The sequence below is a fragment of the Halonotius pteroides genome (assembly GCF_003605635.1).
GTDB lineage: Archaea > Halobacteriota > Halobacteria > Halobacteriales > Haloferacaceae > Halonotius > Halonotius pteroides.
Genome location: NZ_QMDW01000014.1, coordinates 43549 through 59743 on the forward strand (window position 1 = coordinate 43549; position 16195 = coordinate 59743).

Here is a 16195-nt window from a genome sequence, read left to right on the forward strand (position 1 = left end):
GCCCCAGTTACATCGCGTCACCGAGCTTGCTCGGTTGCGTATGGGAAAGTCAGTGGCCTGACCTTCACATTGCGCCGCCCATGCCACCCATACCGCCCATGCCGCCCATCCCGCCAGCACCGCCGGGGCCGCCCTGGTCATCCTCCTTGTCCGTCGAGAGGTCGCCGGCGGAGATGATGTCGTCGATCTTCAAGACGAGATTCGCGGCCTCAGCAGCGGACGCGACGGCCTGCTCTTTGGCGTGAGCCGGCTCAACAACGCCAGCATCGAAGGTGTCGGTCACCTCACCGGTTGTCGCATCGAGGCCGGCGTGGGTGTCGCCGCTTTCGTGTTCGGCGCGGAGATCGACCAGCGAGTCGATGGAGTCCAGCCCAGCGTTCTCGGCGAGTACGCGGGGCACGAGCTCAAGGGAGTCAGCGAAGGCTTCGACGGCGAGCTGTTCGCGGCCCTCAATGCTGTCGGCGTAATCGCGGAGCCGGGAGGCGAGTTCGACCTCGGGCGCGCCGCCGCCGGCGAGCACGCGGCCGTCGGAGACCGTCGTCGAGACAACATCGATCGCGTCACTGATACCGCGTTCAAGCTCGTCGACGACGTGGTCGGTCGAGCCACGAAGCAGGAGCGTGACGCCGTGTACCTCGTCGCCGTTGCCTTCGACGTAGAACAGTTCATCCTCGTCGTCACGGCTGATCGAGCCGTTGCCGAGGTCGCCGGCCGTCAGGGAGTCGATATCGGAGACGACGGAGCCGCCGAGAACGTTTTTGAGGAACTTGATATCGGACTTCTTGGTGCGTCGGATCGCCAACACGCCCTCCTTGGCGAGGTAGTGTTGGGCGAGGTCATCGATGCCCTTCTGACAGAAGACCACGTCAGCACCGCTCTCGACGATCTGGTCGACCTTTGCTTTGAGCTGTTCTTCCTCCTGATCAAGGAAGTTCTGGAGCTGGTCTGGGGACTCGATCGAGACCTGCGTGTCAACGTCGGTTTCCTCGACCTCGATGGCCTCATTGAGCAGCAGCGTGTCAGCGGTCTCGAAGCTGGCTGGCATGTCGTCGACGACAGGATCCTTGTCGATGACAGCACCAACAAGAAGCTCGCTGTCGCCGGCGGAGCGGCCGGTCTGGGTTTCGATGTTGAGGTTCTGGAGGTCGACGACGTGAGAGCCATCGTCGGCTGCGACCGTGATCTGCTGGACGGCGCGGACGACGAGGTCGGCGAGTACGTCCTTTTCGAGCTCCGCGCCCTTGCCGGTCATCGAGGTCTCGGCGACCTTCTTGAGCAGATCTTCGTCGTCAGGGTCGACGGGTTCGGCGATGTTGTCGACCTCGTCGCGGGCCTGCTCGCTGGCGAGGTGGAAGCCCTTGATGATCGCCGTCGGGTGAATCTCTTGATCGAGGAGATCCTCGGCGTTTTTCAGGAGTTCACCCGCGATGGCGACCGCGGTGGTCGTCCCGTCGCCGGCCTCGTCCTCTTGGGTTTCGGCGACCTCAACGATCATCTCGGCGGTCGGATTGTCGATATCCATCTCGGTGAGGATGGTGACACCGTCGTTGGTGACGGTGACATCGCCCGTCGAGCTGACGAGCATCTTGTCCATCCCTTTCGGACCGAGTGTCGATCGGACGGAGTCGGCGACCGCCCGAGCGGCCGAGATGTTGTACTGCTGGGCGTCCTTATCCTGGACGCGCTGAGAGTCCTCTCCGAGAATGATCATCGGTTGACCCTGCTGCATGCGCTGACTCATAGTTCACTGCGTGATTGTTTGTGATTCTATATAAGCGTGTTGGTCGTGGTCGACAGCGATGAACGAAGCCACGATCACCGAATCGGAAAAATACACAGCAAGCAGCGGGATGTGAGTGTTTCATGCTGCATGTTATCATGCATCTTTACGTGGGAAACATCCCGGCTTCGGCGCGATTTATATACGATCCACCGAGCACTCCAGCGCACCACAGGAGCGTTCAACACCCGCGACTGTGCGTACAAGCATGTCCGCCCGCACACAAGCGCGTCTACCAGTGGACACGTACATACGTACGCGACGGATCAATCAGGTATGCCACCCATCATCGGCGGCCTCATCTCGTTTGTCGTCGCCCTCCTCGTCGGCGGCCTGGCGATCTCGCTCAGCGCGTGGGTCATCGTCGACATCGACGACTACAGTCACGCGATCATGACGGCGTTTCTCGGTGCGATCAGCTGGGCGCTTACCTCGTGGGTGCCGCTGATCGGCCCCCTCATCGCACTCGTTGTCTGGGTTGGGGTCATCAACTGGCGATACCCTGGCGGCTGGATGAACGCCGGGGCCATCGGCGTTATCGCCTGGCTCGCGGCGTCGGTTATCCTGTTTGTCACAAACAGCCTCTTCAGTCTCGGGATCGGCGCGTTCGGCATCCCGGGCGTCTAAAACGGCGACAACGGGAGCCGCGCTCAGGTTTTGTCGATAGCAACGGCGGCCTCAGCCTGTTCGACCACAGACTCTAGTGTCGCATTCGGGTCGGTCGCGGCAACGGCGGCGTTGACCGCGCCCTCAAGCACGGGGCTGTCGGCGATGACCGCCTCGCCGTCGTGCATCTCGATGGCGACCTCGGCGTTCATGACCGCGCTGCCGAGATCGACGAGAACGACGACGCCATCGCCATCGTCGGCGGCGACTAAGGCGTTGCTGATGCGGTCGACATTGGTGCCGATTACCCCGTCGCCATCGCCACCGGCGGCCTCGATGGGGGTGTCGCCACCCATCTCGGCGGCGACCTCGACGATGCCGTCGGCAGCCTTCCTGCTGTGGGAGACGACGACAAGCCCAACCATCACTCCTCGGCGGCCTCCGCATCCGGGATTGTCGGCGACGAGGCGTCGACATCCGGCACCTCGCTGTCGAGGTGGCCGGCAGCGACAGCCAGCAGTTCCTCCATGATGTAGAGCGTACTCGTCGCGCCAGGATCCTGATGGCCGACTGATCGCCAGCCGAGATACGAGGCCCGGCCCTTACTCGCCCGGATCGGCACGGTAAACTGCACGCCGGCCTCGGCAGCGGCGACCGCCTTGGTGAGGGCCTCAAGCGGCGGCAGCTCGTCGGTCTCGATGGATTTCTTGAACGTGTGAACAGCCGGTGTCAACGCGTCAACCATCGTCCCGGCACCGACGCTGGCGTCGCCGCGGTCTTGCACCTTTTCGAGATAGGTCTCCGCGAAGGCGACCGCGGTTTCGGGCGTAACCCCGCCCTCCAGCTCCTGGCTGGCGAAGACGAGTGACCCGCCGTACAGCGGGCCAGCCGCGCCACCGACCTCGGAGAGGACGGTTTTGCCCGCGGTTTTTACCGCGGTTTGGGCGTCGGGATCAGCAAGATCGGCGACGGCCTCGGCGGCTTCGGCCCAGCCGCGGGCCATGTTGCCGCCGTGGTCGGCGTCGCCGATCGCGGAGTCGAGGTCGGTTAGGTGGTCGCGTTCGGCTTGGATGCGGTCGGCAACGGCTTCGACGGCGGCGACGACGACGGCTCCGTCCCCGCTCATTGCACTGTCAGACCCGGGGTGTCGGCCGGCGCGTCGAGCAGCTCTTTGAGCTCGTCGTCGACCGCACAGACCGTGATCGACGCCCCCGCCATATCCAGGGAGGTCATGTAGTCGCCGACCCACGCGTCCCACGTTTCGAGGCCGTGGTCGCCGATGAGCTCCTGGAGCTTGCGGTTGACGACGAACAGCTCCATCAGCGGCGTCCCGCCCATCCCGTTGACGATGGTGACGACCTCCTGGCCCTCGTCGAGATCGAGGTCGTCAAGGACGCCTTCGGTGAGCTCCTCGGTGATCTCGTCGGCCGACATCACGTCGGTGCGCTCGGTGCCCGGCTCGCCGTGGATCCCGATCCCGAGTTCGATCTCGTCGTCTGGCAGATCGAACGTCGCTTCACCCTTTTCGGGCGTTACGCAGGACGTGAGGGCCATCCCCATCGTCGCGGTGTTGTCGACAACCTTCTGTGCGACCCGCTGTGCCTCATCGAGATCCGCGCCTGCGGCGGCTTTCGCGCCGGCGGCCTTGTGGACGAGGATCGTCCCACAGACCCCACGGCGGCCCGACGTATACAGCGAATCCTCGACGGCCACATCGTCGTTGACGACGACCGTGGCGACATCGGTACCCTCCATCTCGACCATCTCGATGGCGGTCTCGAAGTTCATCACGTCGCCCTCGTAGTTTTTGATGACTGCGAGTACCCCTTCGCCGCTGTCGGTGGCGTCGAGCAGGGCCTCAAACTCGTCGGCGGTCGGCGAGGAGAAGACGTCGCCGGCGGCCGCCCCGTCGAGCATGCCGTCGCCGATATAGCCGCCGTGGGTCGGCTCGTGGCCGCTGCCACCGCCGGAGACGACGCCGACCTTGCCAGCAACAGGCGCGTCGTCACGGACGAGTACCTGCGTGTCAGGCAGTCGCCGCAGGTCGGGGTACGCCGCAGTCATTCCATCGAGCATTTCATCGACGACATCGTCCGACTCGTTGATCAGTTTCTTCATAGCCACTATCATAATTATCTGTGATAGACTAAAGGTTAATTGCGCCAGGATGTCAGGTAATACGAGAGCACACAGTTGATTACTCAGTCACATATCAGCACGCAGACCGCTGTCGTGACGGGAGCATCGAGAACGTAGGCAGCCGGCTACGCACGTGCCGTCTCATCGAGGGCGGCTTCGATCTCGCTGATCGCGTCGGTGACGGCGGCGAGATCGTCGTCGACGGCCCCGTTGGCAACGCGGTCGTACTCATCGTCTGTCAGCTCAGCCTCGGCGACGGCGACCTCGCGGAGACGCTCGTAGTTGTCGCGACGCGTAAACCGAGCCAGACGGCGGCGAGGGGCTTCGATAGCGGTGGCGTCAGCAGCATCGCCGGCATCATCAGTGGCGGCGTTGCTGCTCTCATCGTCGCCGCTGTCGTCGTCTGTGAGGGCTGACTCAAGCCGACGAACGAACGGAGCCACCTCATCGAGGCGCGCTCGGAGCGTCGCGGCCTCGGCGGGCGGCCACCCGACACAGAAGGCCGCAGCATCGAGGCGGTCGAGATAGGTCTGGTGTACCGCAACCGAGGTGCGGAGCGCGCCAGGGTCGTCGACATAGTGTTCCAGTTTTGACGGCGAGTAGTCGGCGTACTCGACGAGTTCGGCCAACGGCTCGGTTCCAGCAGGCTTGGAATCAATGTACTCGAGAAGATCCCGCGGCGGGCGGTCGACGCCGACCAGTGGACGGTCGGCTGCATCGCTGAGGAGGGTACACAGCTCACGGGCCGGGCGGGTTTCTCTGAATCGCTCGAAACCGGTACGAACAGCCGTATTGTAGGCATCGACGCGCTCCCGCAACGGCTCCGTGGAGACAGCGAGATCAACGTCGGCGAGCCGTTGGAGGTCACGGAGGCGGTCGGCCTCCTCGCGGAGTTCGGCCAGCCGCTCGTCGGCGTCGCCACGGGCCGCTCGATAGGCATCGATCGCGGCCTCCCGTTCTTCCAGCATTGCGACAGCCTCGCCGGCAGCCTCGATCTCCTCGCGGGCGAACTCGAAATCGGATTCGTTCAGCCGGCGTTTGTCGAGGCGGTCGCTGACGCGCTGGAAGGCGTCGGCGGCGAAGGTGTCGTCGGAAAGGGCATCGACGAGTTCGAGGATCTCAGTTTGGAACTGGAGATACGCGGTGAAATCACCGGTGCCGGTCGCGCTGTCCTCATAGCTGTCGAGCAGACGTGTTGCGTTCCGGTAGGCGTCCGCAGCAGCTTCGACGCTGGTTTCGCCGTGTTCGTCGATAGCGGCCTCAGCGGCCGCAACGCGGTCAGCAGCAGCGCGAAGGTCGTCGACGACGTCGGGCGGCGACGACTGCGCGGCGGAGTCGACCATGTTACTCGTAGACTGCATCGGGATCGAAAACTTTTGTGCCGACGGTTTCGCCGTCGATGGTGCGATAGAAACAGCTCTCGTGGCCGGTGTGACACGCCCCCCCTTCCTGCTCGACAAGATACAGCAGGGTGTCGGCGTCGCAGTCGACTCGAACCTCCCTGACAGATTGGGTATGGCCGCTACTCGCGCCTTTCTCCCAGAGTTCATCGCGGCTGCGAGAGTAGTAGTGAGCCCGACCGGTTTCCAATGTCTTGTCGAGCGCCTCGGGTGAAACATACGCGAGCATCAACACATCCTTCGAGTCAGCATCTTGTGCGACCGCGGGGACAAGACCGGTGTCGCCGAAATCAACGTCTATCTGTTCGCTCATTGGTTGGGCTCAACGTAGCAAGGTGAATAGACCTTTCCCGTCGGCGTTGACCGTGGTGTCGCGCTACTCGCTGCTGTAGCGGCCGGCGTCGGCGCGGCTGTTTGCGGTGGTTCGCCACCACGTTGCGAGACGGTGGCGACCTCGGCGGGCCAGCGGGGCCAACTCCTCCGCACCGATGATCCCGAAGCCAACGACGATCACGCCGAAGCCTGCGACCGTCATCGCCGACAACGACTCCCCAAGCAGGAGCCAGCCGCCGAGGGTGGCGACGACCGGGCTGACATAGAAGACGAGACTCGACCGGGTCGCGCCGACCGCATCAAGCAGATTGAAATGGATGATATAGGCGAGCGCGCCGGCAAAAACGCCGAGGTAGCCGACCGAGAGCAGTGCCGACGGCGTCCACGTCGCCGCGGCGACCGACTCACCGGTAGCGAAGCTGAGCGTGTGGAGTAGCCCCGCGCTGACCGGGAGGGCCCACGCGGTGCGAACCGTACTCGACAGCCCCGGCGACGAGCGGCGGATCAACACGGTGCCAAGAGCGAGACTGACCGCCCCCGCCAGCACGATCGCCGCACCGCCGGTAAGGGTCGCCCGCAACGTTGCTGGCGTGAGCTCGATGACCATGCCGACGCCGACGAGGCCGAGAAGGGTGCCGACCGCGCCGGTCGCTGAGAGCTGTTCGTCGCTGAGCAGGACGCCCGCAAACAGCGGCGTGAAGATCGGCACGAGCGCAAAGAGGATCGCGCCAACACCGCTGGTAACCGACCCCTGGCCAAGGAACAACAGCCCGTTGGCGAGACCGATCGCGAGGACGCCAGCCGCGAGAATCCCCGCGATGTCACCGCGAGTTCGCGGGATGAGATCACGCACGTCGTGTGTGTAGAGGACGTAGCCACCGAGTACGAGGGCTGCCAGATCAAACCGCACGGCAACAAGCAGCAGCGGTGGGATATCCGCAAGCCCAGCCTTCGCTGCGACGAACGTCCCGCCGAACAGGACGCTCACCGCGAGAAACGCGGCCGACCAACGGTGATTGCGTAGCGTCATCGGCCCTCCGATCCATCGAAACCGCGGGAGGAGACAGAGCGAAAGACAGTATCGATCATACTCAACGGAAGGGGCCGAACGGGCATAAACCAATCCAGAAATCGCTGCACGGCGAGACAATCATGCCGTTTGTGAATGGTAGTCTCGGTGTGGAAGCACGCTGCGTCTCGATGTGATTTCATGGTGTGAAAAACGGCCGAAACCGACTTGCGGCCGCGGCCGGAATACAAGACATGGATCGGGTCTTCGCAGAGATGGAGTTTCTCGCGCGGTCGGCCAACCGCGGCGACGTGTTGACGCTGGTGGCCGAGGCCCCACACGACCGGCAGGCGTTGGCGGCTGAGACCGGGGCCTCACAGCCCACGCTCGGCCGGATTCTCCGCGATTTCGAGGAACGTGACTGGGTGCGAGCAACCGAACAGGGGTACACGGCGACGGCGACCGGGCGGCTTGTCGCTTCGGGGCTGACCGAACTCTCCGAGAGCCTTGCGGCCGAACTCCATCTCCGGGGGGTGAGCGAGTGGCTACCGACCGACAGCCTTGGCTTTGATCTGGGCCGACTGGGCGAGGCGACGATTACGACCCCAACTCAGACCCGACCGAGCGCGCCGATCAGTCGGGTGATCGAGCTGATCGAGGCGGCATCCCGGGTGCGGATCTTCTCGCATGCGTTCAATGAGCAGACGCTGGCCGCGGTCGTCGAGTGGGTCGCCGACGGCGGACAGTTCGAGGGCGTGTTCTCCGCGGCGGCGATCGATGCGGTGGCTCACGAAACAGGGCTGCGCGGGCAACTCCAACAGTTGCAGGCGGCAGACAGGGCGACGATTCGTGTCATCGAGGACGCGGTTCCGCTGGCGGTGACCGTCGCCGACGATACGGTGAGCCTGTTGTTGCGGGACGACGACGGACGGCTGCAGGCGGCTATCGACACCGACGATCCGGAGGTGGAGGTGTGGGCGACAGATCGGCACGGTCGGTACTGGGAGTCGGCGCGACCGCTAGCTGAGAGTGATCTGACGATCGACGAGTGAAAACGATGCCACTGACGGTGGGGCCACCAGCAGCGATCAGCGAAGCGTCGGTGCTGATGATCAACCAGAAGCTGTCTCGGAGACCGGCCGATCATGCTCACACGTTCCATCGAGACACCGCTCGCTGGAGGCCGTTCTGAACCGTGGGAGGCCGCAGTCACAGACATCAGTGACGACGCCGGCCGGGAACGAAAACGAGGTTTCACAGTCCGGATACTCATCACAGCCGAAAAACAGGCGGCCGTCGGGGCTGCGGACGCGGAGCGGCGCGCCACAGTCCGGGCAATCGTAGGCTTCATCGAATCGCTCGCGGACGGCCGCCGACAGCGACTCACAGGCGTAATCGACACAGAGATCGAAGGTCTCCCCGCGTTCAACGCGCATCTGTGGGAGCCCGCAGTCCGGGCAGGCGGAATCGAGCACGGTCGCTCCCGACGGCAGGCCGTACTGTTCGGCACAGTCGAGACAGCTGACTTCGCCGCGCGTGCGGACGAGTTGACCAGTACAGAGCGGGCAGTCGCCGACGGGGACGCCGGCCTCCGAAACCGGGAACGACTCGACGCCGACAGCGTCGTGAGAGCGAACCGAGAGCTGTTGGCCGTCGGCCGCGGCGGTGAGGCTGAACCCCTCGCCGTCGTGTTCGACAGTGACCTCATCGGGGCGGGTGAGCCACCCAACAGGTTGGTAGCCGTCGGCGTCGTGGACGAGAACGGTGCGGTCGGGTTTGACCAAGATCACCACGTGACCGCGTTGGGTGCGGTCGCGGGTGCCTTCGAACTCGACGGTGCAGTCGCCGGTGAGGATGCGGGTGCGGTCGGCCATGGGACGCCGTGGCCGCGGCTTGTGGCCTAAAGCTACGGGCGAGAGTCTTTACCCGAAGGCGATGAGAGGCCGGTATGGACGACTCCGAACGCGGGAGCCAGGCCGTGTTGTTCGATATGGACGGCGTGATCGTCGACTCCGAGCGCTACTGGCACGACGCACAGCCCGAGCACATTTTTCCGGCGACGCTTGCCGGCGAGTATCCGGATCTCGACGAAACGACCGGGATGAACTACAAGGAGATCTACGACTATCTCGATGCGAACTACGAGCCGAAAATCAGCAAAGACGAGTTCATCGATATCTTCGACGAGACAGCCCGTGGGATCTACCGCGAGCGCGTCTCGTTGCTGGATGGCTTTCACGATCTCCGCGCGGAACTCGGAGCCAACGACGTGACTGTCGCCATCGTCACCTCCGCGCCGCCAGCGTGGCACGAGATCGTCACCGAGCGGTTCGATATCGCGGTCGGCGAGACGATCAGCGCGGAGGACATCGACGGCGAGGGAAAGCCAGCCCCCGATGTCTACGAACACGCAGCCGATGTGCTCGGCATCGATCCGGCTGACTGTCTTGTCGTCGAGGATTCGAAAAACGGCGTCGAAGCCGGGAAGCGAGCCGGGATGGTCGTTATCGCCTACCGAACCGGGCCGAACAGCGAGACCGACCTCTCGGCGGCCGATGTCGTTGTCGACGGTTCCGCGGAGTTACGGGCAGAGATCCAGCGTCGGACAGGAATAGAGGGATAAATCACTGCGAGCGTGATTTTATAGGCGATGACGGCGTACGGAGGCGTAATGAGCGAGATTGTCTCGACAGCCGACACCCTCGGCGGCGCGCCGCGAATCGAGGGACGGCGGATCGGTGTCCATCATATCGCCGCCCGCGTCGTCGACGGCGGCGAGTCACCGATGGCCGTCGCGGCGGAGTACGACCTCGATATCGCGGATGTCCACCGCGCGCTTACATACTACTACGACAATCCCGAGAAGATGCGCCAGGTGCAAGCCGAGCGACAGTCGATTCCTGACGGTGTTTCCGTCGTTCGTGGCCCCGACGACCTCGATGCCGATATCCAGTCCGAACGCGAAGTATGAGGCTGCTGGCCGACGAACACGTCCCGACAGCGTTTGTGTCGGCCCTCGATGGCGAAGGCCACGATGTCGCTGTCGTCGGCAACGAACTCCCGCTGAGTGCTGACGACAAGGTGCTACTTGAGTACGCCCGCGAGACGAATCGCGCGATTCTCAGCCAAGACACCGACTTCCGTGGGGCCGACCCAGAACTGAAGGGTAAGCCGTTTCCCGGCGTCCTCGCGTGTGATCCAACTGCCTCACCTGGTGAGATTGCTACTGCCGTCAGGCGAATCGATGCCGTCACGGACGACCTCTCAGAAACGGTGCTGTATGTGCCGGGCGAGTGGCTCTGAGGAACGAAAGCGCGCTACTCCACCGTCACCGACCGACTCGCCCGCACCGGCGGCAACGACAACTCGGGAAACGTCACTTCGACGGTGAACTCCAGATCCTCGTCGGCCCCGAACACACCGACCGGAACCGCCGTTTCGTCGCTCAGATAACACCGCTTTTCGTTCATCTCGACGCCGTTGACCGTCACACGAATCCCGACGGCCGCGCTCCCGGCGGTCGTTCGCACCGTAATCTCACACATCTCGTTGTCGCCGCGGGCGATGCTGGTCGGAAAGTCGCCCCACTCAACGGCGATCCGCGGCAACTCGCTGGCCGCGTCAGCGACGCGTTCGGCAACACCAGCCGTGAGACCGGCGCGTGTGAGTTCGTCAACACCGGCCGCAACGAGGTCGCCGGGCGTCGTCAGCCCGCCGGTGGCAAGGGTTTCGGCCCGGCCCGCGCCGACGCCGTCGATGGCGGTGAGGCCGACCGCCTCCCGGGAGACGCCGTGTTCGACGCGGGCTTCGATCCGGCGAACGAGATTCGCCGCTCGCGGGCCAGCAAACCGGTCGGCGAAGGCATGCAGTGCCGCCAGCAGGCGCAGGGCGTTCTGCTTGATCACCCACGCGTCGCTGCGGAGCCCCGAGGGCACCCGGTCGTCCATGCTCGCCTGCAAAATAGCGAGCACCTTCCGGTGGCCGTTTTCGAGGTCGGTATCGGTGTCGCCCAGCACCTCGTCGATGGCGTCGGTTTCGGCCTGCCGGGCGGAGACGCTGTCGAACTCCTCGGCGCGGGCGACGGCGTCGAGAACGGCATCGACCGAGAGGCGGTCGCGCTCGACGAGGTCGGCAAAGCCGACGGCCGTCGACAATCGAAGATAGAAGTTCGACGCCAGCCGGCCGAGTTGCGTTCCCTCGACACCGAGGTCGCTGTCGGTGTCAACGAAGCCGCGCTCGACGAGCGTTTCCAGCGTCGAGCGCACCCGCTCGCGGAGCCCCTCGGGATCGTAGGCCTCGGGATTAGCATGGGCGCGCTGGTAGTAGAACGTCGTCTCCAGCCAGTCCATCACGTCGTCGAGATCGCGGATCGTCCCCAGCGCGATCTCGGCGTTGAGATGGGCGTCGAGATCGTCAGCCAGCCGGGATTCGATCTCCTTGCCGTCCCGAAGCAGCCGCCGGTATTTGTCGGCGTCCTCGCGGTCGCAGATCACCCAGCCGTAACCCACGTCGTCGTAGTCGGGCCGACCGGCACGGCCGAGCATCTGGAGGATATCGAGCGGGCTGATGTCGACCTCGCCCTCCAGCGGATCATGGTACTTGGTGTCACGGATCACGACACAGCGGGCCGGAAGGTTGACCCCCCACGCCAGCGTCGAGGTTGAAAAGAGCAGTTGGATCGTGCCGTGCTTGAACCACTCCTCGATCCTGTTGCGATCGTCCTTGCCGAGACCCGCATGGTGGAAGGCAACACCGTCGGGAGCCCCTTTCCGGAGGCTGTCGTTTTTGAGTTTCGTCGCGTCGTTGTGGAACTCGTAGTCGCCGCGAGCACCCATCGGGATATCGCGGTCGGCGATCTCATCGCGGGCCTTGGCGGCCGCCCGCACCGCGTCCTGCCGGGAGGAGACGAAGACGATGGCCTGGCCCTCTTCGCGGAGGTGGGGTTCGACCTTGTCGAGGGCGCTGTAGAGCCGGCGGTATTTGTCGGCGAAGGCGTTGTCACCGTGGCTGTAGGTCTGGACGTCGGTGTGGAGCTCGACGGGGCGATACGCCTCGCCGAACTCGAAGGTCGCCTCCGGCGGTGCGTCGAGCCAGCCGGCCACGTCGTCGATGTTCGGCATCGTCGCTGACAGCGCGACGGTCCGGGGCGCGCAGAGCCGCCGGAGCCGCGAGATCGTTACCTCAAGGACGCCGCCGCGACCTTCCGAGTCCAACAGATGCACCTCGTCGATGACGACGCAGTCGACATCGGTAATGAACGAATAGCGCGGCGAGTCGTGTTTGCGCGTCGCCGAATCGGTCTTCTCGGGTGTCATCACGAGGATATCGGCGCGTTCGGCCCGTCGGGGGTTGAGATCGCGCTCGCCGGTGACGACGTAGACGGAGTAGCCGAGTTCCTCAAACCGATCCCACTCGGCTTCCTTCTCGTTCGTGAGTGCGCGCATCGGGGCCATGAACAGCGCGGTGCCACCGTCGCGCAGACAGCGGCAGATCGCCAGCTCGGCGAGCGCGGTTTTGCCGGCGGCGGTCGGCGCGCTGGCGACGACATTGTCATCAGTTTCGAGAATGACCGGCAGGGCCTCCCGCTGCATCCGGTTGAACTCCTCGAATCCGAAGGCGTCGGCGAACTCCGGGATCGCCTCGGCGACCTTCACGGCGACTCACCGGCGGGATGCCTCATTGGATGATGTCGGGCGGCCGGCGATGAAAGGCGTTTCCTTCGGGCTCGCTTCGAGTGGCGATATGACTGGGGCCACAGCGACGCTCGGAGAAAGAAAGCTACCCGAGATGGCGATCGATGACAGCTTTGGCCTCTTGGCCGGCCTGTTTCCAGCCATACCCTGACGCATACACATGCCGTTTGCTCTCGACGAGTTTCTCCGGGGAGGATTCCTCGAACCCGCCGCGATCCCACGCGCCGGACTCCCGGAGCCACGTGACGACGTTGTTCTTTGTTTCGGGCCAGGAAAGATCGACCATCTCATACCACGCGATCATCGCAAAGACCGCGTTGTCGTGACAGCCCGGCACCGAGCCGTGTTCGTAGATCGTTGCCATCGGCTCGATCGAGGGCTCGGAGACCTGCTCAGCGTACTCTGCGGCTGTCAGCAGTCGGAGCGTGCCATCATCGGCCTGCTCGATCCGATTAAGCGATTTGAGCGTCGCCAACGCGGCGGTGTGGAGGTCGCGCCACTCGCTGTCGATGGCCGTCCGAAGCTCCGCCTCGGTGAGTTCCTCGGCGGTGAGGACGGCAAGGGTATCGATATACGCCTTTTCGACGGTTGGCCACGGGGTGCCCTCAAACCGGCAGTCGGGATCGTGGAGGCTGTTGGTCGTTCGACAACCAGGACAGGGGTAGCTGAAACGCGGCACGACCGATAGTTTGGCGCGCCGTGATTATAATTTACGTCGTCGGTGGCGTTCCGCGAACCAGCAACGCCGCTGACCGTCGGGCTTATTCGCCCTGCTTGTGAAAGCCGTATACAATGGCGATCACCCCACGAGACGCCCGGTATCCGTTTCTCGCGGCGGCCCGAGAGGCCGTCACGGAGACAGGTGTCGATCTGGGCACGCTTGTCGCCACCGACGAGCCGGCCGTCGACCGCGGCCGCGAGCGCGTCGAACGCGCGCTGTTGGCCGGCCGTGTCGACAGCGAAACATCCGACGAGTGGCGGGTCGAAGACGAGCTACTGTCGTATCCGATCGCCCGCATTCTTGTGTCACTGCTTGACTCGCCGGCAGCCGTCGAGAAGTACGCCGCCGCGGAGGCCAAAACCGCGATCGAACGGCTCAAAGACGATCTTGAGGCCGCCGGCAGCGAACTCCGAAGCACGCCGGACGCCAACCTCGATCGCGAAACGCTGATCGCCGAACTCGGACTTGATGGGGCGATCACACCCGAGGCCGACACGCCACAGCCGGCGGCTGCTCCGGAGTGGTTTTGGATCGAGGTGGGAACGTATCTCGATTTAGCGACCGGCCTCGGCGACGACTGGCGACTGGTCAACCGCGAACTCAGCGACGGGCAGGTGCGGGTCGACCGCGAGGAGCTGTTTCGGCTGCTGCGGGCGGCGATCCGCCGGCGGGTCGCCGAGGGGCTGCCCTTCGAGGGCCTTGACGAAGACGAGGGAATCGCCGCCGAGTTGGAGGCGGAACTCACAGACCTACGGCGGCTGTTGTCGGAACGCCCTGCGGTCGGCGAGATCGATTTCGTCGCCCGCGAGCTGTTCCCGCCGTGTATCGAGAATCTGCTCCAGAAGGCCGAAGAGGGGGTCGAACTCGAAGCCGTCGAGGGGTTCACGCTGATGGCGTTTCTCACCGGGATCGGGATGGATGCCGACGAGATCGTCGCCTTCTGTAGGGAATCCTCACTCGATCCCGATGGGATTCGCTACCAGATCGAGTATCTGCAGGCCGACCGCGGCACGCAGTACCCGCCGCCGTCCTGTGAGACGCTGAGTACCTACGGGATCTGTCACAACGAGGACGACCACTGGAAGGTTGCCGGCCATCCGCTGGCATACTACCAGCACCAACTAGAGACGACCGATCAGAATCTCGTTGATTGGCGGGAGCAAGCAGCGGTAGACAGCGGTAAGTGAGAAGGCGAGACGCGGAGGCGACCTACGTGATCGGTAACAACGATCAGTCGTCGGCACGAGCAAGGCCGAAGCCGACGGCGGCCATCAACAGAACGAAGCCGGCTAGCGCGGCGACAAGCGCGAAGCCGCCGGTCGGGTCGAAGCCGTCGGTTCCGTTGAACACGACGCCGATGGCGACAAGACTCGCGAGGAACAGCCCGACGGCAAACAACGACGCAACGGTCTGCCGGCGAAGCTCCGCGTCGATTTCCATACGCGCCGATTCTGCGGGCCAGCCCAAAAGGGCTTCGAAACCGCCGACGACAGTGTCGGTTCGGCGTCGGGCGATCAGAGGTCGTCAAGCGTCGTCCGCTCGCTGTGGCCGACGAGTTCGTCGAAGTCGGTGCCGTCGGCGAGGGCGGTCTCCTTTTTGACGCGGTAGTTGCCGCCGTCGGTCGTATAGAGATCACCCGGATGAAAGAAGTACCAGTCCTCCCGATCAAAGCGGACGGCGATGCGGGCCTTCGCGCCGAAGTTCTGGGCGAAGTAGACCAACGCCTCGACCTCCTCGCCGGAGAGATAGATCGGATCGCCGCTGGATGATTTGGCCTCGATAGCATAAAATCGGCCGTCGTCGCCGGCCAGCACGTCCGGCAGGTCACGGTCGGTGGCACTCCCGCTGGCCGGTGCGCGCATGACCGCAAAGCCGGCCGCATCAAGCTGGTTGACCAACTCGCGTTCGCGGCGATCGCCCTTCCGGTTGGCACTCATCGGTAGCGAAGGGTGGTTGGTGTAGGCGGTCGGTGTGGTCGTCGGCATCGTCGCGTGCGGTGCATACGGGAGGCTAGTTGGGCGCGGGCAAAAGGATACGGCCGCCGGTTCACGGGTCGTCAGCGTCCGTGCTCGATTCTGTGTTGCTCCCCATGGCGTTTTCGCTTAGTTTCTCGGCCACGTCGCCGGCAGCAAGGGTCGTCGATCCGACGTAGATCAGTGGAAGAGAGATGAGCAGCACGATATCTCCGAGCAGACGCTCCTGGATCATCCCTACATACGCGCCGACGATCACGCAGATGGCAGCCAACCCGAGATACGCCCAACCGGCATTCATACCCGTAGTGCTCCGAGCGAGGGCAAAAGTGCGACGGTTTCAGCGGCGAGCCACGGGCGGCAGCGTTCCACCAGCTATCTTTTCTCAAGGCGAGAATCCAGCCGTTCACGCCGGGTGTGAAGCCGACAACTACTGACCGTTCCACAATTGGTCGAATGTTGAATACCCCACGCTGGCAAACATTTCTTACCAAGTTCATCAACTCGCTCAAGGGTGTCTCGTCCCGAAAAATTCGGGACG

General features: G+C 64.1%; 19 protein-coding genes. 6 read left to right on the forward strand and 13 right to left on the reverse strand.

What is annotated here, in order from left to right; genetic code table 11:
* Positions 1 to 64: 64 nt before the first annotated feature.
* Positions 65 to 1711, reverse strand: coding sequence for a thermosome subunit beta (gene thsB, locus DP106_RS10460; RefSeq protein WP_120085196.1), 1647 nt, complete (start codon positions 1709 to 1711; stop codon positions 65 to 67).
* Between the two features lie 345 nt (positions 1712 to 2056).
* Between thsB and DP106_RS10465 the strand changes: the two genes are divergently transcribed.
* Positions 2057 to 2407 (forward strand): hypothetical protein, encoded by a 351-nt coding sequence (locus DP106_RS10465; RefSeq protein ID WP_120085172.1) that lies wholly within the window; start codon positions 2057 to 2059, stop codon positions 2405 to 2407.
* A gap of 23 nt (positions 2408 to 2430) precedes the next feature.
* Here DP106_RS10465 and dhaM read toward each other — a convergent pair whose 3' ends face one another.
* The 6 genes from dhaM to DP106_RS10495 all read right to left on the reverse strand — a co-directional run bounded on the left by dhaM (position 2431) and on the right by DP106_RS10495 (position 7288).
* Complete coding sequence (dhaM, locus tag DP106_RS10470; RefSeq protein ID WP_120085173.1) at positions 2431 to 2811, reverse strand: dihydroxyacetone kinase phosphoryl donor subunit DhaM; 381 nt, start codon at positions 2809 to 2811, stop codon at positions 2431 to 2433.
* Positions 2811 to 3512 carry a dihydroxyacetone kinase subunit DhaL gene (dhaL, locus tag DP106_RS10475; protein ID WP_120085174.1) on the reverse strand — a complete coding sequence of 234 codons (702 nt, stop codon included), beginning with the start codon at positions 3510 to 3512 and terminating at the stop codon, positions 2811 to 2813. Before dhaL ends, dhaM begins: the two co-directional genes overlap by 1 nt.
* Positions 3509 to 4504, reverse strand: coding sequence for a dihydroxyacetone kinase subunit DhaK (gene dhaK, locus DP106_RS10480; protein ID WP_120085175.1), 996 nt, complete (start codon positions 4502 to 4504; stop codon positions 3509 to 3511). The genes dhaL and dhaK overlap by 4 nt, the downstream gene beginning before the upstream one ends.
* 146 nt (positions 4505 to 4650) lie before the next feature.
* Positions 4651 to 5868, reverse strand: a complete 1218-nt coding sequence (locus tag DP106_RS10485) for a DUF7118 family protein (protein ID WP_120085177.1) — start codon at positions 5866 to 5868, stop codon at positions 4651 to 4653.
* Position 5869: 1 nt separating this feature from the next.
* Positions 5870 to 6238: a phosphoribosyl-AMP cyclohydrolase gene (gene hisI, locus DP106_RS10490; RefSeq protein WP_120085178.1), complete on the reverse strand. Its 369-nt coding sequence runs from the start codon at positions 6236 to 6238 to the stop codon at positions 5870 to 5872.
* 63 nt (positions 6239 to 6301) lie between these two features.
* Positions 6302 to 7288 (reverse strand): DMT family transporter, encoded by a 987-nt coding sequence (locus DP106_RS10495; RefSeq protein WP_120085180.1) that lies wholly within the window; start codon positions 7286 to 7288, stop codon positions 6302 to 6304.
* Between the two features lie 233 nt (positions 7289 to 7521).
* Between DP106_RS10495 and DP106_RS10500 the strand changes: the two genes are divergently transcribed.
* Positions 7522 to 8319 carry a helix-turn-helix transcriptional regulator gene (locus DP106_RS10500; RefSeq protein WP_120085182.1) on the forward strand — a complete coding sequence of 266 codons (798 nt, stop codon included), beginning with the start codon at positions 7522 to 7524 and terminating at the stop codon, positions 8317 to 8319.
* 60 nt (positions 8320 to 8379) lie between these two features.
* Here DP106_RS10500 and DP106_RS10505 read toward each other — a convergent pair whose 3' ends face one another.
* Entirely contained in the window at positions 8380 to 9141 is a 762-nt protein-coding gene (locus tag DP106_RS10505; protein ID WP_120085183.1) for a topoisomerase DNA-binding C4 zinc finger domain-containing protein, read from the reverse strand.
* A gap of 74 nt (positions 9142 to 9215) precedes the next feature.
* Between DP106_RS10505 and DP106_RS10510 the strand changes: the two genes are divergently transcribed.
* Genes DP106_RS10510 through DP106_RS10520 form a run of 3 tightly spaced genes read left to right on the forward strand, consistent with a single transcriptional unit; the run spans position 9216 to position 10570 of the window.
* Positions 9216 to 9890, forward strand: a complete 675-nt coding sequence (locus DP106_RS10510) for an HAD family hydrolase (RefSeq protein WP_120085185.1) — start codon at positions 9216 to 9218, stop codon at positions 9888 to 9890.
* A gap of 48 nt (positions 9891 to 9938) precedes the next feature.
* Positions 9939 to 10238: a DUF433 domain-containing protein gene (locus DP106_RS10515; RefSeq protein ID WP_120085186.1), complete on the forward strand. Its 300-nt coding sequence runs from the start codon at positions 9939 to 9941 to the stop codon at positions 10236 to 10238.
* Entirely contained in the window at positions 10235 to 10570 is a 336-nt protein-coding gene (locus DP106_RS10520) for a DUF5615 family PIN-like protein (RefSeq protein ID WP_120085187.1), read from the forward strand. Before DP106_RS10515 ends, DP106_RS10520 begins: the two co-directional genes overlap by 4 nt.
* Before the next feature lie 14 nt (positions 10571 to 10584).
* Here the strand turns inward: DP106_RS10520 and DP106_RS10525 are convergent, their stop codons facing one another.
* Positions 10585 to 12921, reverse strand: coding sequence for a DEAD/DEAH box helicase (locus DP106_RS10525; protein ID WP_120085188.1), 2337 nt, complete (start codon positions 12919 to 12921; stop codon positions 10585 to 10587).
* A 124-nt stretch (positions 12922 to 13045) separates the two neighbouring features.
* Positions 13046 to 13639 carry a DUF7474 family protein gene (locus tag DP106_RS10530; protein ID WP_120085190.1) on the reverse strand — a complete coding sequence of 198 codons (594 nt, stop codon included), beginning with the start codon at positions 13637 to 13639 and terminating at the stop codon, positions 13046 to 13048.
* Positions 13640 to 13752: 113 nt separating this feature from the next.
* Here DP106_RS10530 and DP106_RS10535 point away from each other — a divergent pair, with 113 nt between their 5' ends.
* The gene (locus tag DP106_RS10535) at positions 13753 to 14868 is read left to right on the forward strand and encodes a DNA primase large subunit PriL (protein WP_321167550.1); all 1116 of its coding nucleotides are present in this window, start codon (positions 13753 to 13755) and stop codon (positions 14866 to 14868) included.
* 43 nt (positions 14869 to 14911) lie between these two features.
* Here DP106_RS10535 and DP106_RS10540 read toward each other — a convergent pair whose 3' ends face one another.
* The 3 genes from DP106_RS10540 to DP106_RS10550 all read right to left on the reverse strand — a co-directional run bounded on the left by DP106_RS10540 (position 14912) and on the right by DP106_RS10550 (position 15955).
* Positions 14912 to 15121 (reverse strand): DUF7472 family protein, encoded by a 210-nt coding sequence (locus DP106_RS10540; protein ID WP_120085191.1) that lies wholly within the window; start codon positions 15119 to 15121, stop codon positions 14912 to 14914.
* Positions 15122 to 15195: 74 nt separating this feature from the next.
* On the reverse strand, positions 15196 to 15618 hold the full coding sequence (hjc, locus tag DP106_RS10545) for a Holliday junction resolvase Hjc (protein WP_120085198.1): 423 nt from the start codon (positions 15616 to 15618) through the stop codon (positions 15196 to 15198).
* 109 nt (positions 15619 to 15727) lie between these two features.
* On the reverse strand, positions 15728 to 15955 hold the full coding sequence (locus DP106_RS10550; RefSeq protein ID WP_120085192.1) for a hypothetical protein: 228 nt from the start codon (positions 15953 to 15955) through the stop codon (positions 15728 to 15730).
* Positions 15956 to 16195: the final 240 nt, after the last annotated feature.